The sequence below is a fragment of the Leptospira kmetyi serovar Malaysia str. Bejo-Iso9 genome (assembly GCF_000243735.2).
Taxonomy (GTDB): domain Bacteria; phylum Spirochaetota; class Leptospiria; order Leptospirales; family Leptospiraceae; genus Leptospira; species Leptospira kmetyi.
Genome location: NZ_AHMP02000003.1, coordinates 1478033 through 1502191 on the forward strand (window position 1 = coordinate 1478033; position 24159 = coordinate 1502191).

General features: G+C 46.5%; 24 protein-coding genes. 3 read left to right on the top strand and 21 right to left on the bottom strand.

From position 1 onward, the window contains the following. Window positions 1–13 precede the first annotated feature (13 nt). The 17 genes from cmk to thrS form a co-directional block, all read right to left on the bottom strand. Window positions 14–706, bottom strand: a complete 693-nt coding sequence (gene cmk, locus LEP1GSC052_RS09270; protein WP_010575525.1) for a (d)CMP kinase — start codon at window positions 704–706, stop codon at window positions 14–16. Further along, window positions 699–2021, bottom strand: coding sequence for a 3-phosphoshikimate 1-carboxyvinyltransferase (aroA, locus tag LEP1GSC052_RS09275; protein ID WP_010575526.1), 1323 nt, complete (start codon window positions 2019–2021; stop codon window positions 699–701). The genes cmk and aroA overlap by 8 nt, the downstream gene beginning before the upstream one ends. Then, window positions 2002–2919 carry a prephenate dehydrogenase gene (locus LEP1GSC052_RS09280; RefSeq protein ID WP_020985764.1) on the bottom strand — a complete coding sequence of 306 codons (918 nt, stop codon included), beginning with the start codon at window positions 2917–2919 and terminating at the stop codon, window positions 2002–2004. The genes aroA and LEP1GSC052_RS09280 overlap by 20 nt, the downstream gene beginning before the upstream one ends. Continuing rightward, complete coding sequence (pheA, locus tag LEP1GSC052_RS09285; RefSeq protein WP_010575528.1) at window positions 2916–4007, bottom strand: prephenate dehydratase; 1092 nt, start codon at window positions 4005–4007, stop codon at window positions 2916–2918. Before pheA ends, LEP1GSC052_RS09280 begins: the two co-directional genes overlap by 4 nt. Then, window positions 4000–4563, bottom strand: coding sequence for an SMC-Scp complex subunit ScpB (scpB, locus tag LEP1GSC052_RS09290; RefSeq protein ID WP_040912927.1), 564 nt, complete (start codon window positions 4561–4563; stop codon window positions 4000–4002). The genes pheA and scpB overlap by 8 nt, the downstream gene beginning before the upstream one ends. Beyond that, window positions 4530–5315 carry a segregation and condensation protein A gene (locus tag LEP1GSC052_RS09295; RefSeq protein ID WP_010575530.1) on the bottom strand — a complete coding sequence of 262 codons (786 nt, stop codon included), beginning with the start codon at window positions 5313–5315 and terminating at the stop codon, window positions 4530–4532. Before LEP1GSC052_RS09295 ends, scpB begins: the two co-directional genes overlap by 34 nt. Before the next feature lie 15 nt (window positions 5316–5330). Further along, window positions 5331–5693, bottom strand: coding sequence for a response regulator (locus tag LEP1GSC052_RS09300; RefSeq protein WP_004458304.1), 363 nt, complete (start codon window positions 5691–5693; stop codon window positions 5331–5333). Window position 5694: 1 nt separating this feature from the next. Then, window positions 5695–6768 (bottom strand): protein-glutamate methylesterase/protein-glutamine glutaminase, encoded by a 1074-nt coding sequence (locus LEP1GSC052_RS09305; RefSeq protein ID WP_010575531.1) that lies wholly within the window; start codon window positions 6766–6768, stop codon window positions 5695–5697. Between the two features lie 5 nt (window positions 6769–6773). Continuing rightward, complete coding sequence (locus LEP1GSC052_RS09310) at window positions 6774–10031, bottom strand: chemotaxis protein CheW (protein ID WP_010575532.1); 3258 nt, start codon at window positions 10029–10031, stop codon at window positions 6774–6776. Beyond that, window positions 10031–10525: a chemotaxis protein CheW gene (locus LEP1GSC052_RS09315; RefSeq protein WP_010575533.1), complete on the bottom strand. Its 495-nt coding sequence runs from the start codon at window positions 10523–10525 to the stop codon at window positions 10031–10033. The genes LEP1GSC052_RS09310 and LEP1GSC052_RS09315 overlap by 1 nt, the downstream gene beginning before the upstream one ends. A 152-nt stretch (window positions 10526–10677) precedes the next feature. Next, entirely contained in the window at window positions 10678–11208 is a 531-nt protein-coding gene (locus LEP1GSC052_RS09320; RefSeq protein ID WP_010575534.1) for a 5-formyltetrahydrofolate cyclo-ligase, read from the bottom strand. Between the two features lie 42 nt (window positions 11209–11250). Further along, window positions 11251–11562, bottom strand: a complete 312-nt coding sequence (locus LEP1GSC052_RS09325) for a cell division protein ZapA (RefSeq protein ID WP_010575535.1) — start codon at window positions 11560–11562, stop codon at window positions 11251–11253. Between the two features lie 8 nt (window positions 11563–11570). Continuing rightward, a complete protein-coding gene (locus LEP1GSC052_RS09330; RefSeq protein ID WP_040912931.1) occupies window positions 11571–12242 on the bottom strand; it encodes a coiled-coil domain-containing protein in 672 nt (223 codons plus the stop codon). Between the two features lie 88 nt (window positions 12243–12330). After that, window positions 12331–12684 (bottom strand): 50S ribosomal protein L20, encoded by a 354-nt coding sequence (gene rplT, locus LEP1GSC052_RS09335; RefSeq protein ID WP_010575537.1) that lies wholly within the window; start codon window positions 12682–12684, stop codon window positions 12331–12333. Beyond that, the gene (gene rpmI / locus LEP1GSC052_RS09340) at window positions 12684–12887 is read right to left on the bottom strand and encodes a 50S ribosomal protein L35 (RefSeq protein WP_002765180.1); all 204 of its coding nucleotides are present in this window, start codon (window positions 12885–12887) and stop codon (window positions 12684–12686) included. The genes rplT and rpmI overlap by 1 nt, the downstream gene beginning before the upstream one ends. Window positions 12888–12919: 32 nt before the next feature. Then, window positions 12920–13459 (bottom strand): translation initiation factor IF-3, encoded by a 540-nt coding sequence (infC, locus tag LEP1GSC052_RS09345; RefSeq protein WP_010575538.1) that lies wholly within the window; start codon window positions 13457–13459, stop codon window positions 12920–12922. 360 nt (window positions 13460–13819) lie between these two features. After that, a complete protein-coding gene (gene thrS / locus LEP1GSC052_RS09355) occupies window positions 13820–15736 on the bottom strand; it encodes a threonine--tRNA ligase (RefSeq protein WP_010575540.1) in 1917 nt (638 codons plus the stop codon). 205 nt (window positions 15737–15941) lie between these two features. On the opposite strand from thrS, the gene carA reads away from it, so the two are divergent. After that, window positions 15942–17033, top strand: a complete 1092-nt coding sequence (gene carA / locus LEP1GSC052_RS09360) for a glutamine-hydrolyzing carbamoyl-phosphate synthase small subunit (protein ID WP_010575541.1) — start codon at window positions 15942–15944, stop codon at window positions 17031–17033. Between the two features lie 2 nt (window positions 17034–17035). Continuing rightward, window positions 17036–17224: a hypothetical protein gene (locus LEP1GSC052_RS09365; protein ID WP_010575542.1), complete on the top strand. Its 189-nt coding sequence runs from the start codon at window positions 17036–17038 to the stop codon at window positions 17222–17224. A 257-nt stretch (window positions 17225–17481) separates the two neighbouring features. Here LEP1GSC052_RS09365 and LEP1GSC052_RS09370 read toward each other — a convergent pair whose 3' ends face one another. Both LEP1GSC052_RS09370 and LEP1GSC052_RS21535 read right to left on the bottom strand, forming a co-directional pair. After that, window positions 17482–18051: a DUF4349 domain-containing protein gene (locus tag LEP1GSC052_RS09370; protein ID WP_010575543.1), complete on the bottom strand. Its 570-nt coding sequence runs from the start codon at window positions 18049–18051 to the stop codon at window positions 17482–17484. Between the two features lie 95 nt (window positions 18052–18146). Continuing rightward, on the bottom strand, window positions 18147–18629 hold the full coding sequence (locus LEP1GSC052_RS21535) for an LIC11966 family surface protein (RefSeq protein ID WP_420812763.1): 483 nt from the start codon (window positions 18627–18629) through the stop codon (window positions 18147–18149). Window positions 18630–18983: 354 nt separating this feature from the next. On the opposite strand from LEP1GSC052_RS21535, the gene LEP1GSC052_RS09385 reads away from it, so the two are divergent. After that, window positions 18984–19844 (top strand): hypothetical protein, encoded by an 861-nt coding sequence (locus LEP1GSC052_RS09385; RefSeq protein WP_020985885.1) that lies wholly within the window; start codon window positions 18984–18986, stop codon window positions 19842–19844. A 114-nt stretch (window positions 19845–19958) separates the two neighbouring features. On the opposite strand, the gene LEP1GSC052_RS09390 is transcribed toward LEP1GSC052_RS09385, so the two are convergent. Both LEP1GSC052_RS09390 and lpdA read right to left on the bottom strand, forming a co-directional pair. After that, a complete protein-coding gene (locus LEP1GSC052_RS09390; protein WP_010575546.1) occupies window positions 19959–22727 on the bottom strand; it encodes a 2-oxoglutarate dehydrogenase E1 component in 2769 nt (922 codons plus the stop codon). Between the two features lie 28 nt (window positions 22728–22755). Further along, on the bottom strand, window positions 22756–24159 hold the full coding sequence (gene lpdA, locus LEP1GSC052_RS09395; RefSeq protein WP_020986725.1) for a dihydrolipoyl dehydrogenase: 1404 nt from the start codon (window positions 24157–24159) through the stop codon (window positions 22756–22758).

Genomic DNA, 24159 nt, shown 5'->3' on the forward strand with positions numbered 1-24159 from the left:
AAAATTTCGGGGATCATCGATCCAGAATCTCAAGGATCTTGCTAATTACACTATTTTTGGAGAGGATATCAGTGTCAATTAGGAATGCGTCCTTTGCCTGATAAAGAGGCGCGATTTCCCTTTCCATATCCGATTTATCCCGAAGAATGATTTCACTTTCGATCTCGTTCCGGTCGACTTCGATCCCCTGCTCCTTCAGTTGTAAAAATCTTCTTTCCGCGCGCACTTTGGAAGACGCGGTTAAATAGAATTTGAATTTCGCGTCCGGAAAAACTTCGGTTCCGATATCGCGTCCGTCCATAATCAATTTGTAAAGTTTCGCGAGAGAATGGAGTTCCTTGTTCACGAAGTCGCGATAAATTCTTCGGTTGGCGATATGTTTGATCTCTCTCGTAATTTCCGAAGTTCGGATCGCGAGAGAAACGTCTTCCCCGTTCAGTAGAATTTTGTTTTCGTTTCCGGCCGAAAATTCGCAGAGGATATGCGCCTCGGAAATCGACCTTTCCGCCTCGGGGGTTTTGACCCAATCGGAGAATTCTCCCGCGTTAGTCGCCTTTTGATATCTCCGGAATAAAAACAAGGTCAACGCGCGGTAAAACGCCCCCGTGTCCAAATAATTGAATCCGATCTTTTCGGCGATTTGTCTCGCTACGGTGCTTTTGCCGGAACCGGCGGGTCCGTCGAGCGCGATCACATTCTCATTCATAAATACATCCTTGGAGCAACGTTTCGAATCCAGGGAAGGAAGTTTCGATCCAGGAAGTTTCGTCGATTTCGAGTTTAAAACCGGAAAGCGCCTTGAGGATCAAAAAGCTCATCGCGATCCTGTGATCCATGTAGGAAAGAATGGGGATTTTCTTTCCCTGGGAAAGTTCCGCCCATACTTCCTCTGATTTTCTTGAGGTTCCGTCTAACGCGTAACCGTCCGGATATTCTTCCACTTCGATTCCGAGCGCGCGAAAGTTCGAAACCATCGTATGAATCCGATCCGATTCCTTGGCGCGAAGTTCTTCCGCGTGACGGATTTCGAAACCGCCTTCCGCAAAAAGCCCGGCCACGGAAAGGATCGGAATCTCGTCGATGATCGAAGGAATTAAGGATTCCGGAATATTCGATTTTCTTAATGTGGATGGAAACGTTTTAAGATCGCCGACCGGTTCTCCGCATTCGATTCTTCGATTGAGAATTTCGATCTTGGCGCCCATCAGTTCCAGCGCGGTCAAAATCCCCGTTCTCGCCGGATTGAGTCCGATGTTCTGGATCAGAAGATTCCCTTCTTTGGCCAAAACTCCGAGCACCAAAAAAAACGCGGCGGAGGAAATATCGCCCGGCACTTTGAATTCTCCTCCGTTCAAAACATACGGAGGTTTGATCTTAAAGCGAAGGGGAGAAATCTGTTCGATCTTATTTCCCAAAAAACGAAACATATTTTCCGTATGATCGCGGGAAAGTATGTTTTCCGAATATTCCAATTCCGTTGAGGACGCGATGGCCGCGAGCATCAAACAGGATTTGATCTGCGCGCTCGCGATCGGACTTTCGTAACGAAAGCCGTTTAACTTCTTACCCGAAATTTGAAGAGGGGCCGTTTCTTTTTCTCCGAGCCCGCGTATGTCCGCGCCCATGGCCGTAAGAGGTTTGATGATTCTTCCCATGGGACGTTTTTTCAGAGAATCGTCTCCGGTCAAAGTCGCGTTCACTCCGGGCAAGCCGCAGATCAGCCCCGCCGACAATCGGATTCCCGTTCCGGCGTTTCCGAAATCGAGTTCCACCTTCGGCGAAACGAGCGCGTCCTTTCCCGGACTTTTGAATTCGTATTCACCGGGTGCGATTTTTTTTGCGTCTAACCCGAGTTTGGTGAATGCGGACATCGTGTTCAAAGGATCTTCCGCTTCGAGAAATCCGGTCACCTTGGATCGGCCCGTCGAAAGGGCCGCGAACAAAACGGAACGATGGGAAAGGGATTTGTCTCCGGGGACCGTGATTTCCCTGGACTTGAGTTTAGTGTTTCTTGGAATCATCCTGGTTCTTCAAAATATAATCCCTGGATCTTCGGGAGGTTTCCATAAAACCCTCCCATTCTTTATGATTCAGAGTGTTCTTTGGATTCAATTTTTCTAATATAATATCGAGACGTTCCCTGTAATCCAGAAGGGAGTTGTAGATCTCTTCCTGATTGGACGCGAAGATCGCGGACCACATCTTCGGATTGGAACCTGCGATCCGAGTCATATCCCGAAAGCCTCCCCCGTTCAATGGAATCGGAGAGAGATCCGTGTATTGTTTTACGATCTTTTGATTGGCCGCCCAGTCCGCCATGATCGAGGAAAGTATATGAGGAGAATGTGATAGATACGAAAGAATCGAATCGTGTTTATCCGCGGGAATTTCGATCGTTTCCATTCCGATCTTTTTCCAGAAAGCGTCCAAATTCTTCCCTACTTCCGGTCTTGCGTTTTTCGGACAGGTCAGAATACAAAGCCTTCCCTCATACAGGGACGCGTTCGCGAACTCTAACCCTGATTCCTCGGAACCGCACATAGGATGCGAAGAAACATAATTGTGCGCGCCCGGAAAACGAGCCTCGACCGCGTGAATGATTTCTTTTTTCGTCGAACCGAGATCGGTGATCACTCCCTCGTAATCCAAGGGAAGTTCGGAAATCAGCTTTACGGTGAGATCCACCGGAACTCCGAATATGATAAAATTGTAATCTTTCCAACTCTTGGAAGAATGAAATTCCTCCGAGGTAAGAATTTCGTCCGCGGACTTGAGAGATTCTCCCTTGGTTTTGCTTTTGGAAGAACTGACGACTCCGGTTACGCGCGTCCCGATTCCTTTTTTTTTGAGCGCAAGCGACAAGGAGGCGCCCATCAACCCGAGACCGTATATGAGAATATTAGAATATTCTGTTTTCACAGGCTTTGAGGAGACATCGGATAGGAACCGAGGACTCTTAAAAAGATCGTGTTTTCTTTCAGACTGGAAAGAACCTTTTGGATGGATTCGTCCTTTTGATGACCGTTGAAGTCGATAAAGAAGTTGTATTCCCAGGAATTTCTTCTCGTGGGTCTGGATTCTATCTTGGTAAGATTCAGTTGATGATCGAAGAATGGTTTTAATACCCGATACAAGGCTCCCGGTTTATCGGGACAAGAGAACACGACGGAGGTTTTATCGTTCCCCGTGGGAGGGCATTGATTTTTTCCGATGATCAAAAAGCGGGTCGTGTTGTCCGCGAGGTCTTCGATCGATTCTCGGATTAAACTGAGTCCGTAAATTTCGGCCGCGATGGAAGACGCGATCGCCGCACATCCTTCTTTTTTTTCCGCTACGATCTGAGCGGCCTTTGCCGTGGAAGAAGTTTCCACGATCTCCACGTGCGGAAGATTGGCGGCCAACCAATTCTTACACTGGGAGTTCGCGATCTTGATTCCGTATAAGGTTTTGATTTTGGAAAGATCGTGTTCGAATCCCAGAAGGCTGATGCTGATTCTTAAGTAATGTTCGGAGTAGATGAGAAGATCGGAAACCAAAAACTGATCGAGCGTGGAATTGACAAGACCTTCGCTTGAGTTCTCGACGGGAACGACTCCGTAATCGATCTTATCGGTTTCCACCGCGCGAAACACGTCGGGAATGGAATTGAATTCCAAGGCTTGGATGGAAGCGCCGAAACGGGTACGAACCGCTTGGTTGGAAAAAGAACCCGCGGGTCCGAGATAACCGATTTCCAATCCTTTTTCGACGGAGATGGAACCGGACATGATTTCGCGATAGATCGCGATGAGAACCTTGTCGGGAAGAGGTCCTCCGCTGAGAGACTTTATCTTTTCATAAACTTCTTTTTCGCGATCGGGACGGAATACGGGTTCGTTTCTTTCCCGTTTGATTTCTCCGATCTTCGCGACGAATTCGGTACGGGCTTGGATCGCCTTTACGATTTCCTGATCCAGAGAATCGATCTGATCCCGGTATGTTTTTAGTTGTTGATCCAAGTCACTCATGTTCGAGTAAATCGTCCAGGTTTTCGAATTTTAGCTCTTTTACTTCCACGGGAGCCGGAAGATCCGATAGTTTATTCAAACCAAAATGAATCAAGAATTCTTTCGTGGTCCCGTAAAGCGCGGGTCTTCCGGGAACTTCCTTGTTTCCGATCGGTTTGATCAGTTTTTTTGAAATCAGAGAAGTCACCATTGCCCTGGAAGAAACGCCTCGGATCTCGTCTATCTCCGGTAAGGTGATGGGTTGTTTGTATGCGATGATGGCAAGAGTGTCGAGGCTCGACTTGGAAAGTTGTTCCCTTCTTTTTTCCTTGAAGATGTTCCCGAGAATTTCGGAATATCCTTCGTTGGTCACGAACTGATAGGCCCCGCCGATTTCCTTCAGCAGAAAACCCCCGTTTTTTTCGGAGTAGTCTAAGACGAGTTCGTCCAGAATTTCTCGAGCTTCCGTCTTTTCCATCTCGGCGGATTTGGCGATGCTCGCCAATTTCAGAGGTTCGCCGGAAACGAATAGTAATGCTTCGATCAATCCCTTGAGTTTTGTCCTGTCCCGTTCCACTGTTCCTCGATCAGAAATAAACGGATTTCCCCGAAAAGTTTGTGCTGTTTAGCCCGGAGAATCCTCTGCTTACTTAGTTCCAGCAATGCCAGAAAAGTGGCAACGATTTCTGCCTTTTCAGGAACTTCCTTCTCGAATAATTCCGGAAAAGAAACTTCCTTTTTTTCTCGGAGGGAAGAAAGAATTTTTTCCATTTTCTCTTCCACCGTGAATCGGTGAGGTGTGGTGAGTAAGGCGGGAATTTCCGCGTCGTCGACTTTGGATTCGAGAATTTCGTTGAATGCGGAAATCAAATCGAGAAGAGAAACGTCGAGCCAGTTGTCTTCTTCCTCTAAGGTAACGTTGGATTCTCTTCTGAAAACTCCGGCTTGGGTTTGATCGATATCCGAAAGTCGCTTAGCGGTAAGCTGGAATTTTTTATGTTCTAAAAGTTTTTCTACAAGTTCGGGAGGAAGGGGCGGCTCGTAGTCTTCTTCTTCAAAACCCGGATCCGGCAACAAGGCCTTGGATTTGAGATAGATAAGATTGGCCGCCATCAAGGCGTACTCGGCGCTGAGTTCTAAGGAAAGGGTCTCAGAAATCCGAAGGAAGCTTAAAAAATCGCGGGTGATGCGAGAGAGAGAAACATCAAAGATGTCCACTTTATAACTTTCAATCAAACTCCAGAGGACTGACAGAGGTCCTTCCGTCAAACCTCCCTCTGAATTGTTCCATTGAACTACAAAGGACTTACCGGATTCTTCATTCTCCATTCAAAGACGTCTGCCTTATGAGTTCAGAGCTTTATCCGCCGCCTGCTGGAGTCTTTCCGGAGAAAACGGTTTTACGACGAAGTCTTTGACTCCCATCTTGATCGCTTTTGCCAAAAGGTCTTCCTGACCAAGAGCGGTAACCATGATAATTCTCGCTTTAGCGTCCAACTTGAATATTTCCTGAGCCGCTTCGATTCCGTCTTTTTCACGCATGGTAATATCCATCGTAACTAAGTCCGGTTTCAAAGACTTATATTGCTCCACTGCAATATTCCCGTTTTCGGCCTCGCCTACGATCTCATGACCGGTTTGCGTAAGCGCGTCTTTCACCATGGTTCTCATGAATTTGGCATCATCCACAACGAGAATTCTGGCCATATTAAATTCCTCTCTCTTTCAAAATGATTTGGATCCTATTGATGATATCAGTAACAGGCTCGATATATTCGACGCCTCCCATTTCAACAGCCTGACGGTTCATTCCATAAATTACGGAAGTTTGTTCGTCCTGCGCGATCGTAGAACCCCCGGCTTCCCTGACTTTTACCATGGCCGCCGAGCCGTCCTTTCCCATGCCGGTCATGATTACGCCGACAATCCCGCTTTTGTATTCTTCGATCGCGCTGTTTAGGAGAACTTCAATGGAAGGTCTGTGTCCATTTACGGGAGCTTCCCTGTTCAGGGCAATCCATTTCCTCCCGGCTCGAGATTGAATGGAAAGATGCGCGTCTCCCGGAGCAACGTAGCCCGTATTTGGTTCTATCGGCTCGCCGTCCTCCGCTTCCTTAACTTTAATTTTAGAATGATCGTTGAGTCTCGTCGCAAACGCCTTCGTAAAACCGGCGGGCATATGTTGCACGACTAGAATCGGCAGAGAAATGTCCGCGGGAACTCTCGAAAAAACTTCCTGCAAGGCCCGAGGTCCGCCGGTGGAAGTGCCGATGCAGATCGCTTGCACGGGAGATTTTTTTGCGTGCGCCCCTCCGGCCGGAACCGTAGGAACGGGAACTTTTTTTAATGCGACATTGGAGGGAATCCGAATGCGGCTTTCGAAGTACGCGAGAATTTTCGCCTTGAGAATGTTTCCGATTTCTTCGGGATCGAATTGAAACGCGCTCGAAGGTTTGGGAACGAAGTCGATGGCTCCGTATTCCAACGCTTTGAAAGTCGCTTCGGCTCCGTTCTGAGTCAGAACGGAAAGCATGATGACCGGAATTCCCAACTTCTTTTTTTGAAGTTCGTGAAGCGCGGTCAAACCGTCCATCACGGGCATTTCCACGTCGAGAATGATGACGTCCGGATTCAGTTTTTGAGCGAGCTCGATACAATCGACTCCGGTTTTACCCGTGGCGACTACGAGAATTTTAGAATCCTTTTGAATCTGATCGGAGATGATATTTCTGACTAAAAGAGAATCATCGACAATGACGGCGCGAACCGGACTTGGAACCATCTGGATTAAAACCTCGGAATCAACTCGATCAGTTCGTCAAAGTCCGGAAGGAATAAAAGCACTCCTAAAAGGTCGTTCCCCTCGTGGTTGAATTCTGTAAGCATACTCAAGAACTTGGTTCTCTCCGGTTTTACCACGTCCAGGACCTGCATGAACGTTCCCTCTAAAAACTCGGGAACGGAAGGCATAACGCTGGCCTTCGCCTTATTCGATATGGAGTTCATTACCGAAGAACAAACGATGTTGGAAATCTCGCTTAACATCGATTTGGCGTCGTCGTTCAAACCCGCACCCGAAGGCATTTCGGAACCGAGGAGTTCTCTTGCGAGATTCCCTGCGTTCTCTCTGGAAAACATCATCAGAAGGTTTCCGTTTAAGTCTCCGTTCATACGAATTCTCAAGCCGTAAAAGTGATCGTCCGAAAAACGGATTTCTTCCGCAAGACCGTCCCGGTCGTTCATAATGATTTCCGGAATAAAAAGATCGATGTTCTTTTTCAAAAGTTGGGAAAGAACCATACCGGCGTTCATCATACCGGTATTGACCACACTTTCCAATTTTTTGATTTCTTCCTTGGAAAGCGCGCCTTTGAAATCCTTAGCGGGACCGACGGACATCGTTCTTTCTTTCTTTTGAGTCAAGAAACTGTCGATGATCGCCTTGGCGCGTTTTTGTTCCTCTTCGCTCGCACTTTGATCGAGCGCGATATCGGTGATATGAGAACGATAGTCTTCTTCGGACTTGGAAACGAACGGTTTACGAGGCGGAGAAGAAGGAGCGTCCGAATACGAAGTAACGGTCGGAGGTGGAGTCGAAGTCGTTTGCGGAGCATCCGGAATCGCAATTTCTCCCGAAGAAGGAAGTTGTCTTTCCTGAGGAGCTTTCATCTCCACGCTGAGAGCCGCAGCCAATTCTTTCTCTTCGCGGATCACTTCCTCTTTGTCGACGACGATGCGTCTCATCTCGCGCGTGCGTTCCGTCTTTTTCTTTTTCAGACGTTCGCGGTTCGTGATGTCGTGCAGTTTATGATTGTAGACGTTCGTAGGATTCGTCGTTTTTTGAATATAGAGTTCTTCTTCTCTTTCCGCGGAATGAATCGAACTGATTCTCCGCATCGTTTCCAAATGATGATGAACCACGGTTTCCGCGTCCTCGAGTTCGGAAGCGATTTCCACGATCCCGGGAATGTCCAAAACCATAATGATGGTTCCGTCTCCCATGATGGAAGCGCCGGTAAGACCGTGGATGTTTTTAAAATTCTTTTCGAGAGATTTGATGACGGTCTCGTGTTTGCCCACGAGTTCATCGACCATAAATCCGATCTTGCGGCCCTTGTATTGAACGATGACGACCGGAAATTCTTCCCTGTCCGTTTTGTCCTGAAGACCGATGATTCGGTTGAGTCTGTAAATCGGAAGAACCTCTCCTCTGAGGTTGATGATTTCGTTTCCTTCGAGAGTCGTGATCTGATCGTTGTGGATCTTGATCGTTTCGTTGACTTCGGAAAGAGGAAATGCGTAAACCTCTTCTTCCATAAGAACGAGAATCGAAGGAATGATCGCAAGCGCCTGAGGAAAAGAAAGAACAAAGGAAGTTCCCTGACCTTTCGTGCTGTTGATGAGAATTTTTCCTTTGAATTCCTGGATCAGATTGTTCACGACGTTCATACCGACGCCGCGTCCGGAAATATCCGTGATCGTTTCCGCCGTGGAAAATCCCGCTTGGAAGATGAATTGATAAATTTCCTGTTCGGTAAGATTCGATCCTTCGGTCGCGCTTACGAGACCCTTTTCGATCGCTTTGCGGAGAATTTTTTCCGCATCCAAACCGCGTCCGTCGTCTCGGATCTCGACCATGATGTTGCTTCCACCTTGGTAAGAATTGAGTTCGACCGTTCCGGTTTCGGATTTACCCGCCGCCGCTCGTTCTGCCGGAGTTTCGATCCCGTGATCGACGGAATTTCGGATCAAGTGAAGGAGCGGTTCGCCGAGAGCGTCGATGACTTTTTTGTCGAGTTCGGTGGACTCTCCGCTGAGAACCAAGTTCACTTTTTTGCCGGTTTCCAACGAAAGATCTCTCACAAGTCTGGAGAATCTTCTGAACACCGTTGAAATCTGAACCATACGAATGTTCATGATTCCGGATTGAAGTTCTTTGGAGATACGATTGATCAAATCGATTCTGGATTTGAGATCGTTGAAAAGTTGATCCTCACCGAAGATACGAACCAAGTCGTCGTAGATTCTTTGAAAGCCGGAGTTCGTGATGATGAGCTCGCCCACGTTGTTCATGAGTTGATCGAGTTTATCGGAGGATACTTTAATACTTTTTAATGTGACTCTGGACTCGGAGGCGGCCATGTCGTCGTCCATCTTAAAGCCCGCGCTCGCGGAAGCTTCCTGAACGACCGGAACGAATTCCTGAACGTCGAGCGATTCCACCATATCGACGTTAGCCGCCGTACGGATCTGATCGAAGGATTCGGAAGAAAGAAACAACAACGCGATCGAAGCGACGTCCACTCCCTTTTCCAATTCTTCCATATCGGGAACGGACTTATAAACGACGCCGAGATTTTTTAAATTCTGAAGGATCAAAGAAAAACGAAGACCTTTCATCGGAGAATCTTTTCCGAGCGTAACCGAAATTTTCCAGCACTTGCCGGACTTTTTGATTTCCTCTTCGAGTTCACGCGCCTCTTCCGCTTCGAGACGGATTTCCAACCCGTTGTAGGAGGCGGGTTTTGCGGGAGCGGCGCTCGCAGTCGGAGCAACCGGCGCCGCGGCTTGGCTCGGAGCTTCCGCAGGTTTTTGCGCGGGAGCCGAAGGAGCGGAAGTCGCCGGTGCGGAAGCGGCCGCAACTCCGGAAAAAGAAGAAGGATCTTTTTCATACGCGTCGAGTTTTTGAATCATCTCCGTAAACGGAGTGTCGATTTTTTTTCCTTCGGCGACGTTTCGGATAACGTATTTAATCAGGTCGAAACATTGAAACAGAAGATTGACGAGCGGAAGTTTAACCACCAGTTTTCCGTCCCGAGTCAGCTGAAGAAGATTCTCCATTTTATGAGCGAGATCGGAAAGATTGTATAAACCTACGAAAGCCGCGGAACTTTTTAAGGAATGCGCCGCGCGAAAGATATCGTTGATGATTGAAAGATTCTTATGATCCGCTTCCAACCGAAGAAGGTTGGCGTTGAGTTCCTCGATTTGATCTTCCGATTCTTCGAGAAAGAGTTCCGTGTATTCTCCGAGAATTCCAGCCATTAGATTGCCTCCTGTTCGAAGTTGATCAGGACGGATAGATTTAAGTTGAGTATCAAAGTTTCCTCCGCCTGGCTGACAGATTCTATCAAAGAACTGTAATTGAGAGTGAGATCGTCGGTGGCCTTGCTGATTTTGTCTAATTGAATTTTTACGACTTGTTTCACCGTATCCACGAGAATCCCGGCCCGCTTTTCTTCGTGAACGACCACGATGATTCTTGTGGAAGGAATGATATCGCTGTAACCGATTCCGAAAACCTGCTTTAGATCTAATATCGGAATGATCTCACCTCTGAGATTAATCACTCCTAAAATATAATCGTCGCCGTTCGGAATTCTTGTGATCGGAACCGGTTTTAGAATTTCGTGAATCTTGAGAATATCGATTCCGAAAATTTCCTCTTCCACGTTGAAAGTCAGATATTCTTTCTGGGATTCCGTGGTTTTATCCGCTTCCAAGGATTCGAGATATTGTCTATTATCGAATGATGCCATGATTGTTTTACCTGACGGTTCTCCCTACAAAATCCAGGATCAATATATAAAACAGATTGCGATTTGTTTTTCAAGAACAATCGAAAGAAAGAATTCCTTAAACTTAAAAATTCTTGCGCTAACCATCAAATAGACAGTATTTTACCGCTTTTTCAGACGGTTTGATAGATTTTTTTCTCCGTAATCACTCGACCGACTCTTATGTCGTGATCCTCTTTCGCAAAGCTCGCCGGAAAGAGTTCTTCGTAAGTAAGTCCGATTAATTTGCTCGGGTTTACGTCGTAAATCGTCCGATCGTAAAACCCCGCGCCGCGTCCGAGTCGATAACCGAGTTCATCGTAACCTAAGGCAGGTACGACAATCCATTCGGCTTCGTGGAAATCCAATGTCTTTGTCCCCTTGGGTTCCGAGATCCCGAACGGTCCGTCCTCCCAGGTTTCGGGGAGAATGAATTCTAATTTCTGATCCATCATTTTCGGGAAATAAATTTCCTTGTCGGGAGCGATCCAGCCCAAGGCTTTCGGATCCACCTTGACTTCCCATTTATCGGGAGCGTATGCGATGATCGTACGGGCGCCGGCGGTGATTTCCTTTAAAAACCCGAGAATGGCTCGGTCTTTGGATTCCCTTTCTTCCAAAAGGGTAAGAAGAGTTCGGAGTGCGTTTCTAGACTGAAGTTTCAAGGAGAATCACTAAAGAGATCAAATTTTTACAGAACAAAAAAATCAAAGGTCCCCGATGATTCCTTCTTCCAACATAGTAATTAGCTTTCTGGTTTTTTCTTCGATCTCTCCGGTCCCGGTTGAAACGGGTGGAGAATCGTTTTTGATTTCTTTCGCTTGTTGCAGTTCGTCCGCAAAGTTGAGTGCGGCTAAGATGGCGAGTTTCTGTCTCGAAGCGCCGGGCATTCCGGCTCCGAGTTCTCTCAGTTTGCGGTCCACTTCGTCCGCAAGAGAATGAATGTAGTCTTCTCCCGTTTCACTGAGGATCGTATATTCCTCTCCGAGGATTCTGACTTTTACCCTACGTGGGTCCATTTAGAAACTCAAGGTTTAGGATCGTCTTCGATGATGAGAAAGTCGTCGTCTTCATCCGCGTCGAAAACGCTGATCGCGTCGTCATCGTCTTCGATGATGATGTCATCGTCGTCGCCGGTCAACGGACTGAATTCTTCCGCGGATTCTTCTTCGTCGGAGATTTCGATGATGTCTTCGTCTTTTTCGGGAACTTCGGTGATCAGAGAAATATCGTCGTCTTCTTCATCGAGTAAAATGATTTCGTCGTCTTCGCCGAATTCGTCTTCCGCCGAGGAAGATTCCTTCACTACGTTGGAAGCCGCCGCTGTAGTCGCGGCCGCTGCGGCGATCGGAGCCGCGCTGGAACCGGAAGAAGAAGGAGCCGAAGAAGCGGTTGCTCCTCCGCTTCCACCTTGCGGAAGAGAATCCAATCTTCCGAGAAGTTGATTGATCTTTCCTTCGAGTTTTTGTTCTCTTTCTTTGAGTTCCGTAAGTTCTGCGTTTGTTTTTTGGAGTTGAGCGCGTAAGGAGGAAAGTTCTTTTTCCTTCTCTTCCATCGCCAGTTTCATCTGGTCGTTTTCTGCTCGGAGAGTTTCGTTTTCGGATTCTAAGCGACCATTTTCAGCGCGAAGATCACCGATGAGTTCGAGGGCTTTTATGACCTTGCTTTCTAATTCTTCAATGGTCTCCATAGTGAGCATACCTGATTCTCCTTAAAAAACGATTCTCTGAAAACAGAAAAAGCCCTGTAAACTTACAGGGCTGTCGATTTCGGTCAAGCTGGATTGATTATCCGGCTACTTTGATTTTTTCGACCAGGGCGTTGAATACTTCCCGATCGCTAAAAGCCAGCTCTGCAAGGGACTTACGATCCATGTCGATTCCCAATTTCTTTAGAGAATTCATGAATACGGAATAAGACAAACCATTTTCTCTCGCAGCGGCGTTAATTCTGATGATCCAAAGTTTGCGAAAATCTCTTTTCTTCGCTCTACGATCGCGGTAAGCCCACTGGCCCGCTTTCATTACCGCACTTTTTGCCGTTCTATAAAGTTTAGAACGAGCGCCGCGGAAACCTTTCGCGTCCTTTAAGACTCTTCTTCTTCTGTTTTTGTGGATAGTTCCGTTTACCGCTCTAGGCATTATCGTACTCCATAAGGCATTAATCTGACGATGGATTTCCAGTCAGAGTTGTTGACCAGGGTCAAACCGCGAAGACGTCTTCTTCTTTTCGGTCCCTTTTTGGTCAAGATGTGACGGGTATTCATACTCTTGCGTTTGATTTTGTTGTTCTTAGTGAACTTAAAGCGCTTTGCAGCGGCTCTGTTCGTTTTCAACTTTGGCATTTTGATCTACCTTTAAATCCTATTTCCGGAAATTACTTCGGATTAATAATTACAACGATCTGTTTTCCGTCTTGAACCGGATCTCTTTCAGCAGTTCCGAATTCTTTCAGGTCTTCGACCATTCTATAAACAACTTTCATCCCGAGGTCGGAGTGCATCATCTCTCTTCCGCGGAATCGGAGACTTACTTTTACTTTGTCTCCCTTTCCAAGAAACTCCTGTGCGTGTTTCTTTTTAATATCGTAATCGTGACTTTCGATTCGAGGACGAATCTTAATTTCTTTTACGTTGATTACGTGTTGTTTTTTCTTAGCTTCTTTACTCTTTTTGAGTAACTCGAACTTATACTTACCGTAGTCGATGATCTTACAAACGTGAAGTTCTTGATCCGCCGATACTTCTACGAGATCCAGATTCTCTTCCCTTGCTTTTCTAAGAGCTTCGTCGAAAGGTACGATCGCAACTCCGTCATCCGAAACCAATCGAACTCTGGAAACGCCCGTAATTTTCTCGTTGATCCTGTGATTGAAAAGTTTATCCGTTGTTGACTTTTGACTCGGTTTCCTCTGCATTCATTCTCCGGCTAGATTTCCAAGATTTTATTCTTAGGCGTGTTTTCAAGCGATTTTTGACTCTATTTCTGGAGAATCAGCCTTTATTTCAAGCGGATTTTACCGATTTCAAAAGGTTCGTGGGAGTTCCCACAATTTCGAAGAGTAAACGACAGAGTTCGCGTCCGAAAGTGGGAGATCCTACATTTTCAGGATCGGATTCCGATCGTTTTCGGGAGAATGTGGTAGTTCCTACAATTCTCTTCCCAAAAAAATCCGAACTGAGTTGCGAAAACGCAGGAGTTCCCACAAATACAAAGTTCAACCGAGAATTCCCCGGCTCATACAAGAACGTTGTACATCCTACATTCTCGGGAAAAATCAACCCGCCTTGATCTCGTCCTGAAGATTGGAGATAAAACCGGCGCGAGTCAGAGTTTTCGTATCCTCTTGACCGAGCTTTCTCACGGCGAGAGTTCCCGATTCCATTTCCTTTTCGCCCAGAACCAAAAGATAATTCGCCTTTTTTAAAATAGAATCCCGAATTTTCGCTCCGATCTTTTCGTTTCGAGAATCCATCTCCACACGAAAACCCGCGTCGACTAACTCGCGATAAACGTCCTTCGCGTAATCGGCCACCTTTTCGGTAACGGTCAAAATTCTCACCTGATTCGGAGAAATCCAAAGAGGGAATTTTCCTTCGTAGTGTTCGATGAGAATTCCGATGAATCTTTCCAAGGAACCGTAAATCGCTCTATGGATCATCACCGGTCTTTTTTTCTGACCGTCGCTGTCGGTGTAATCCAAATCGAAACGTTCCGGCATGGAGAAGTCGACCTGAATCGTTCCGCACTGCCAAAGTCTTCCGATGGAATCCTTGATATTGAATTCTATCTTCGGCCCGTAGAAAGCGCCCTCGCCTTCTTTGATTCCGTATGGAATTCCTTTCTTCTCAAGAGATAACTTGAGAGTGTTTGTGGCGAATTCCCAATCCTCGTCTCTGCCTTGCGATTTTTCGGGTCGAGTCGCGATGAAGGTTTTGAATTCGGAAAATCCGAATTTCTTATATACGGTAAACGTAAAGTCGATGATGTCCATCACTTCGGATTCCAAGAAATCCAAAGGTGCGTAGATATGAGAATCGTCCTGCGTAAACGCTCTCACTCTAAAAAGTCCGTGAAGAACTCCGTGCAATTCGTGACGATGAACGCTTCCGAACTCCGCAAAACGCAAAGGAAGTTCACGATAAGAATGAAGATGATGTTTATAAATCAAAGAACATCCGGGACAGTTCATCGGCTTGAGCGCGTAGTCCTCTTCATCGATGTCCGTGAAATACATATTCTCATGAAAGTTTTCCCAGTGGCCGGACTTCTTCCAAAGTTCCGCGGACAACATCGCGGGAGTTTTGATTTCCTGATAACCGCGTTTGTTGCATTCCGCTCTGAGATATTCCGCGAGAGAATTCCAAAGAATGGTTCCTTTCGGATGCCAAAACGGAAAACCGGGACCTTCCTTTTGAAAGGAGAATAGATCCATCTCCTTTCCGATTTTTCTGTGATCTCGTTTCTTCGCTTCTTCGATTTGAAAAAGATAAGCGTCCAATTCCTTTTTGGAAGGAAACGCGACTCCGTAAATCCGAGTGAGCATCGCGTTGTCTTTGTCCGCTTTCCAATACGCGCCCGAGATCGCGGTTAGTTTAAAAGATTTTAATATACCGGAGTTCGGAACGTGCGGTCCGCGGCAAAGATCGAACCATTCTCCCATTCCATAGATGGAAACTTCTTCGCTCGGAATTCCGCCGATGATTTCGATCTTATATTTTTCTCCGAGTTTTTGAAACGTTTCGATCGCTTCCTGTTTCGGGACGACCTTTCTCCAAACCGGATGATCCGCCTTTACGATCTTTTCCATCTCGGCTTCGATCTTCGGAAAATCCTCGGGAGTGATGATCGTTCCTTGAAAGTCGATGTCGTAATAAAAAAATCCGGGTCCGTTTTCGATCACGGGACCTACGGTGAGATTCGCATTCTTATATAAATTCTGAACCGCCATTCCGAGCAAATGCGCCGCGGAATGTTGAAAGGTTTCCCAACCGTCTTTTTCGGTGTAGGTCAATACTTCTATGTTTGCATCCGTCTCTACCGTTCGGGATAAGTCCTGGATATCCTTGCCATTGAGACGTACGGCGAGCGCCTTGTTTTTTAAAAAAGGTAATTCTTTTTCGATGAAGTCTCTGTAAGTCGCGCCTTCGGAAACTTCTTTTACGGATTTGTCCGGCAGTGTTAGCCTATGCATATCGTATTCTATTCCAGGAATTAAATTGGGTGATCCCCTTTCCATACGTTGTCTAATAATTAGACTAGTATTACATTTTTCAGGTCTAATTATTAGATAGCGTGTTAGTTTTCCATTCGCGAAAATCGGACATATTTTTCAACCGATTTGCATTTGCGGGGGAAAAACCTTGACTGTGCCCAACCCCGCATCGACGCTGTATGAGATGAAAGCGTTCCTGGTTCTCGACAACGGCACGGTCATCGAGGGAGAATCCTTCGGTTACGAAACGGAGTCCGTCGGCGAGGTTGTCTTCAATACTTCCATGGCCGGTTATCAAGAAATTCTAACCGACCCTTCCTACTGTAATCAAATCATAACGTTGACGTACCCGATGATCGGGAATTACGGAATCCATCCGGACAACATGGAATCTTCCAAGATCCAAGCGAGCGGATTGATCGTAAAAGAATACGTGGATCGACCTTCGAACTTTCGATCCGAAAAAACCCTTTCCCAGTTTTTAAAGGAATATAAAATCCCGGCCATTCAGGGGATCGATACGCGCAAGCTGACTCGTTATATCCGAACCAACGGTTCTCCGAACGGCGGAATTTTCGTCGCGCCCGAATATTCTCCCAAATTTTTGGATACGGTGAAGTCTTTTCCGGGAATCATCAACGCGGATCTTGCAAAAGTCGTAACGACTTCTTCGAAATATATCTTCGGAACTCATACAGGTAAAAAGTTTAAACTCGCCGTTTACGATTACGGAGTGAAGACGAACATTCTCCGTTTGTTGGACGAAAACGGATTTGCGGTCACGGTTTATCCGGCCTTAACTCCCGCGGAAGATATCATGAAGGAAGGAACGGACGCATTCTTTCTTTCCAACGGTCCCGGAGATCCGGCGCCGCTCGACTACGCGATCGATGCGACCCGCAAGATCATGGAAAAAGGATATCCTCTTTTCGGAATCTGTCTCGGTCATCAGATCATCGGACTTTCCCTCGGTAAAAAAACCGAGAAGATGAAGTTCGGTCATCGAGGCGGAAACCAACCGGTTAAGAATTTATCGACCGGACAAGTGGAGATCACTTCGCAAAATCACGGTTTTGCGGTGATCGACGATCAGAAGTCCGATGAACCAGTTTCGTTTTTAAATCTGAACGACGATACCGTCGAAGGAATTTTAAAGTCCGGTTATCCGTTGCTTACGGTTCAATATCATCCCGAAAGCGCGCCCGGCCCGAACGATTCCCGTTATCTGTTTCAAAAATTTTACGATCTCGTTGAAACCACTAAAAGAGGCAAATAAGAATGGCAGAATTTCCGCAACTCCCCGATAGAATTCTCGGCCTTCCGGTCGGAAAAGATTTTTCCATGGAGGCGCTTGTAAAAGACGTTTGGAATCCGGAAACGGACGATCTTTTTCCTCCTAAAAATTTTCTCGGGCTCGGTTACGGCGTAAACTTTTACGCGATCGCAAGAAAGACCGGACTTCTTTAAACAAGAAAAAAATATCGAGCTTGTCGGAGTTCCGACAAGCTTTGGGTTAGAGAATTCTTCTTGAGAAAAGTATGATTTTCTGATAAGGAAGAATTTCCCGAGTTTTCCACCACCCGCCCCTCCGCCCAAGATCAGGGTGGGGCCTTCCATTTCACGAAAAAATCGTAGGAACTACTACAAAAAGCTCCACTTACGATTCACGATTGCGGGATTCTTATGTTTCAAAAAATCGAGGAGTTCCCACAAAATCCGGACGCTCAATGATCCGCGTGTTTGAGCGGGACAAACGAAACGGTAAAATCCGAAAATTTCGTTTTTAGAATCAGATCCTTTTTCTTCTTTTCCAGTTTTTGAATGTCCAAAGAAACCCTGTGTTGTTTGGCGAGAATATGTCTGCGATCCCGTTTCGGAATCTTATCCTCTTCGAACAACTTTTTGTATTTGGAAAGGAATTCATGATCGATTTCCAGTCTTCTCACGCATTCCTCATACGGATCGGTAATGTCGTCGATCGTTTCGTCGCTTTTGTCGACGAATTCCGAATTTCTAAGTTCGATCAGAAAATGATCCTGATTGGCGAAGGGGATCTTAAACTTCAGGTTCGAGTTCGTGCTTTTGGAAATAAAACCCCGGTAATTGTGAACCAGATCGTGAATCTTTTCGCGAGAAGCGGAGATTTTTTTGGATTCGATCTTTACGTTTAAGGAATGAGCGTAGAGTCTCCTTTCCGAATGGGAATGTTCGCCGTCGTTTGCAGGATCCGCGACGAGCGGGAAGACGCAAAAAATTAATACGAACAGAGAAAACCGAAAAGGCGCCGTTTGCATTTGGGGATATGATAAGAAAATTCCGAGTTTCGTCAATCTCGCTTTTAATGTTTTATAATAAGACTATCAAAAGCCGCGCGGAAATGGAGGGTTCGTTATTCGTAAAAATCCATTCTAAATTTTTCGGAAGCCTCTTTGAAGGTTTTGTCGGCCTCGTCCATTCTCAAATGGATCTTATAATACGTGTCGTATACTTCCTGAGAATCGGAGGGATTGTTTCGTTCGAGAAGAGATATTAATCTTTTATAATATACGATCAAATGATCGGAAAAAATATCCAACGTGAAATCGCTCGCGTTTTTCAGGGAAGAATTCCCGCGAAAACTTCCAATTCTCCTTAGGCTTTCTTTGGCGGTCTTGATTTTTTTCTCCCAAGCGGACGTTTTGACTTTTGCATCCGAAAAATTCTCTTCTTCCAACGCGAGATCGATCGATCTTGCGTCCTCGAAAATTCCGTCCATGACGAGTAGAATTCTATGATTGTATTCGATCGGATCTTGTTTGCATCCGCAACAAAGGACTAAGAAGATTCCGATCCACAAGGGCGTTCCGTTTTTCCGCGCGTTCTTTGACAACATGCGCTGCAAATTAGAAAAACGAAAACGGAAACGCAATCAAAATTGATCGATTTGGTAAGTGACACTTTTTTAAAGTTATAATTTTAAGAGAAAAAATTTTTATCCCTTTATAACTGTGCAGTTCGTAAAATTCGATCCTTAGGAATCTTACGATCCAAGAGCGGAAATTTTCCAGGGTCTTTATCTTATAATCCGAACGGAACAAACTCGGTTCGTATTTTACGCTTCTTTGGATGTTAAATGTTAAAACTCGTTTCCGAAAGTTTTGAATCTTTCGCGGAAAAATTTTATAAATGAAAACTCCAGAAAACGAATCGATCCAGTTTAGAAAGAGAACATAAAAACGGAGTTCAGATGAGAATACAAAAAACGTTCTTTTCCATCGTTCTAATTTTTTGCACAACTTGTATTTCGGTGCCAAAACAAAATCTCTCCGCGGAAATACCCGAAGTCAATCGCCGTAGAAACGCAAAACTCATCTCCGCTTTTTTCGGATTGGACAATTCGCTTCCTTTTCGATCGATCGCGCTCTGGCGATCCGCTCCCGGCAAAGACGGTATGCCCTTGGTTTTTTCTCACGAAATCGATCCGACGAGTTTAGACATCTCCGATTTTCGGATAACGACGGCCAAAGGAGAAATTCTTTATCCTTCGTTCGTTACGTACGCACCCGCTTTGGAAGCGTTCGAACTGCGGACCGTTTTGTTGATCGGCGAGTTCGGAAATTATCCCGATAACGAACCGAAAAAAATCGAGATCGTCGGCGAACTTAAAAGCAGAGACGGTCAGAATTTTTTCGGACAAAATGTTTCGGTGACTTCTCTCATAGAGGGACCGTTTATTAGTTATGCTGAATATTTCGATTTTGGAAATTCTTATCCTTACAACGAATCCGAACGTGGAAAAGACTGCCCTCGCGCGGAGACCGCGATCGTGGTTAGAATCGTTTGGGCAGGCGGAGTCAGAGCGGCCGACGGACAAGAATTAGGCGATCGAGATTTGAAACGATTTCGAATTCGGATGACGTCAGGAAAAAAAACGTGGACGGCTTTTCCGTATCAAATCGCGGATATCGACGATAACGACAACAATATCGACTTGTGCATTTCCGAAAAAGGAATTCCAAAGTTCGTGGAAGTGGAAGCGAACACGGCCATCGATCCGAGAGGCGATGCGAATCCGTATACGAAAAAGGAGATTTTAAGTCGCTGGTGATCAGACCGCAAACCGCGGTTTCGATGAGCTTCGCCGTTCGTTTCCCGTTTTAGTATCTTCTAAAATTCTAAAACGAAAAACGGAAAGCGAACTTGAATCGGGAAAATTCTTTCCTTAGAACTGAAACGCGTCCAGAACGAGCTGATCCTGTTCCTGCAAATGCAGTTTCATATGACCGGCCGCCGGGCTCGGAGACTCGTGTCTTCCCGCGTAGGCAAGTCTTACGTTGGAAGGAATCAAATCTTCGATTCTTTCGCGAACAAAGAACCAAGCGCCTTGGTTTTTCGGTTCTTCCTGGCACCATACGAACGATTTCGCGTTCTTAAACTTCTTGAGCGCGGCTTCGATTTCTTTTGCGGGGAACGGATAAATCTGTTCCACACGAACGAGCGCCACGTTCTGAACCTTGTTCTCGTCGCGGTATTTCATTAAATCATAATATACTTTACCCGCGGAGAAGATGACCTTGTCGATTTTTTCCGGTTTGGAACCGCTGTCGTCGATCAGGATTTCCCGGAACGCTCCCTGAAGAATATCTTCCACCGGAGAAAGAGAAGCGGGGAAACGAAGTAAACTTTTCGGAGTTACGATCACGAGAGGTTTACGATAGTTTCTAAGCATCTGTCTTCTTAAAAGGTGGAAATACTGAGCCGCTGTCGTGAGGTTACAAACCTGCATGTTGTTGAGAGCACAGAGTTGTAAAAATCTTTCCAATCTCGCGGAAGAATGTTCCGGTCCCTGGCCTTCGTATCCGTGAGGAAGAAGCATGATCAAACCGGAAAGTCTTTGCCATTTCACTTCCGAACTGGAAATGAACTGATCGAAAATCACCTGCGCGCTGTTCGCAAAGTCACCGAACTGAGCTTCCCACATCACGAGAGCGTTCGGATCGGCGAGAGAATATCCGTATTCAAAACCCAAAACCGAAAATTCGGAAAGGGAAGAATTGATGATCTCCGCCTTACCTTGTTTAGGCGAAATGTGATTGAGAGGAATGTATTTTTCGTTCGTGTTCGTATCCACGAGAACCGCGTGACGATGAGAGAAGGTTCCTCTTTGCGAATCCTGACCGGAAAGACGGATTCTAAATCCGCTTTCGAGAATCGATCCGAAAGAAAGAGCTTCCGCAAATCCCCAATCCACTGGAATTTTTCCTTCCGCCATTTCCTTTCTGCTCTGAAGAAGTTTCACGAGTTTGGAATTCGGAGTGAATCCTTGCGGGACCGAAGTCAAAGACTGAACGATTCCGTGCATTTGCTCTGCGAGAAGTTTTGTAGCAGGCTCCGAATCCAAGGAAACCTTGGAGAACTTGGACCAAACTCCCTGCATGGTATCGACACGGATCTTTACGTCCTGTTCTTTGGCTCTTTGGAAAGAATCTTCCAGCCCGTGCATCGATCCGTTTTTGATGAAGTCGATGTCTTCCTGTTGGATATCGCCTTCGCTCACGAGTCTTTTCTCGTAGAGATTTACAGTCGGAGGATGACTCTTGATGATCGAATACATCTTCGGTTGTGTGAACGCAGGCTCGTCGGTTTCGTTGTGACCGAGTCTTCTATAACATACGAGGTCGATGATAAAATCTTTTTTGAATTTCTGACGGTATTCCATACCGAGTTTTACGACTCTGTAAACCGCTTCCGGATCGTCCCCGTTTACGTGGATGATCGGAATCTGAAATCCTTTTGCAAGATCGGTTGCATACAACGTGGATCTGGATTCGTCCGGAAGAGTCGTAAATCCGATCTGGTTGTTTACTACGATGTGAAACGTTCCGCCCGTCGTGTAACCTTCGAGGTTCATCAGGTTGAGAGTTTCTGCGACCACACCTTGGCCCGCAAACGCCGCGTCCCCGTGAATCAGAACCGGCATGTATTTCGCGCGATCTTTATCGCCGATCAAGGTTTGACGCGCGCGCACGGAACCGGTTACGACCGGGTCCACACATTCCAAGTGACTCGGGTTGAACGCCAAAGAAAGTTTTACTTCTTTTCCGGCCGCGGTCATTCTGCTGTTGGAATAACCGAGGTGATACTTCACGTCCGCATAACTCAGATTATCCTTATCCGTTTTTTCTTCGAACTCGGCAAAGATGAGCGACGCCGGTTTTTCGATGATGTTCACGAGAACGTTGAGTCGTCCTCTGTGTGCCATTCCGATTACGAGTCCGTCCATCTGATGATGTCCGGCCTCTTCCACGATCGTGTCGAGAAGAGGAATGAAAGATTCTCCCCCTTCGAGAGAGAATCTTTTTTTACCCACGTATTTTTTCGCGAGAAAGGTTTCGAAATAATCGGCTTGGAATAATTTTTCGAAAAGTCTGAGTTTGATGTTCTTCGAAAGAGGGGCTAAGAATTCGGGGGACTCCATTTGTTTTTGAAGCCATTCGCGTTCTTCGTCGTTTACGAGATAGAAGTGTTCCGCTCCGATCGTGTTGCAATAAACCTTTTCGAAAAGATCCACGATCTCTTTGAGTTTCACTCTTCCAAGCGTATCGCTGTCCACGACGGTTTCCAAATCCGCAGGAGAAATGCTATGCAGTTTGGAATCGATGAACGTGCGGTTCGGTTTTTGAATTTCCAACGGATCGAGTTTTGCGGCGAGGTGACCTTGTCTTCTGTATGCGTTTAGAAGGTTGATGACCCCCATCTCCCGGATGGAACCCGCTTGCGCGTCCGTAAAGGAAGTGGCGACCGCGGACTTACCGTTGCCGTTCGAATATCCGTTTCCGTTCCCGTTTGCAAGACCGTTGGAATCCACTTCTTGGAAGAATGTTTTCCATTCCTTATCCACGGTCTCGGGATTGAGTTTGTACTGATTATAAAGTTCTTCAAGGAGAGCGCCGTTCTCGCCGTAAAGCGCCATGAGTTTTTCTATCTTCATTTTGAAACCTACCTAATGGCGCCCACGCTTATGCGTGAATCGCCCACTTATCCACCGCCATCGCCGCTTCTTTGATTACTTCCGCCAAGGTCGGATGGGCGTGGAAACTTCTTGCGACGTCTTCCGCAGACGCGCCGAATTCCATTGCAACCGCCAATTCCGCAACCATGTCCGAAGCCCTCGGTCCGAATATGAACGCACCGAGAATTTTATCCGTTTTTTTATCCGCTAATATTTTGACCTGTCCTTCGGCCTCGTTCATCGCTTTTGCGCGCGCATTCGGTCGAAAGAGTGATTTTCCGGTTTTGTATTCGATTCCAGCGGCCTTCAATTCTTCCTCGCCCTTTCCTACCCAAGCCATTTCCGGCCAAGTATATATGACGCTTGGAACCGCATCGTAATTCACGTGTCCCGATTGGCCCGCGATCAATTCTGCGAGAGCGACGCCCTCTTCTTCCGCTTTGTGTGCGAGCATCGGTCCGTCCACCGCGTCCCCGATCGCATAAATTCCGGGAACGGACGTTTTAAAATGTCCGTCGATTTGAATTCGTTTGCGCGGCGTCAATGCGACTCCTGTCTCTTCCAGTCCCACACCTTCGAGGAACGGCCTGCGTCCGACCGCAACGAGAACGACGTCCGCTTCGAGTTCTTTCGCCACGCCTTTGGAATCTTCGATTTGAACCTTCACTCCGTTTTTGCCCGTGGTCGCGCCTTTCACTTTGTGTTCGAATAAGAATTCCATTCCTTGTCCGGTAAGGGAACGTTCGAGAAGAGAACCCATCTGACGATCCACGTTGGAAATGAGTCCGGGTAAGAATTCAACGACGGTCACTGCGGTTCCGAGTCTCGACCAAACCGATCCGAGTTCGAGTCCGATCACACCGGCGCCGATTACGATCATCTTCTTGGGAAGTTTGCGAATATCGATCGCGTGATCGGATGTGATGATATTCTTTCCATCCACGGTCAAACCGGGAATGTCGATCGGAACCGATCCGGTCGCCACTACGATATGTTTTGCGTTGATCGTTTCTTTGCTTCCGTCGTTTAATGCGACTTCGACCTTGCCCGCTGAAAGAACCTTGCCGAAACCTTCGTAACGTTTGATCTTATTTTTGTTCATCAGAAAGTCCACGCCGTCGGTGACTTCCTTTACGATCTGATCCTTTCGGTTCATCAGCTTGGTTAGATCCAGATCGACTTTACCGACGGTGATCCCGTGAACGTCGAGTTTATGGAGCGCTTTGTGGTATTCTTCGGAAGAATCCAAAAGCGCCTTGGAGGGAATACAACCCACGTTGAGACAGGTGCCTCCGAGGGTTTTTCTTTTTTCGATGATTGCGGTTTTGAAACCGAGTTGTGCGGAGCGGATGGCACAAACGTAGCCCCCCGGTCCGGCGCCGATCACGACTACGTCAAATTCTGCTGACAT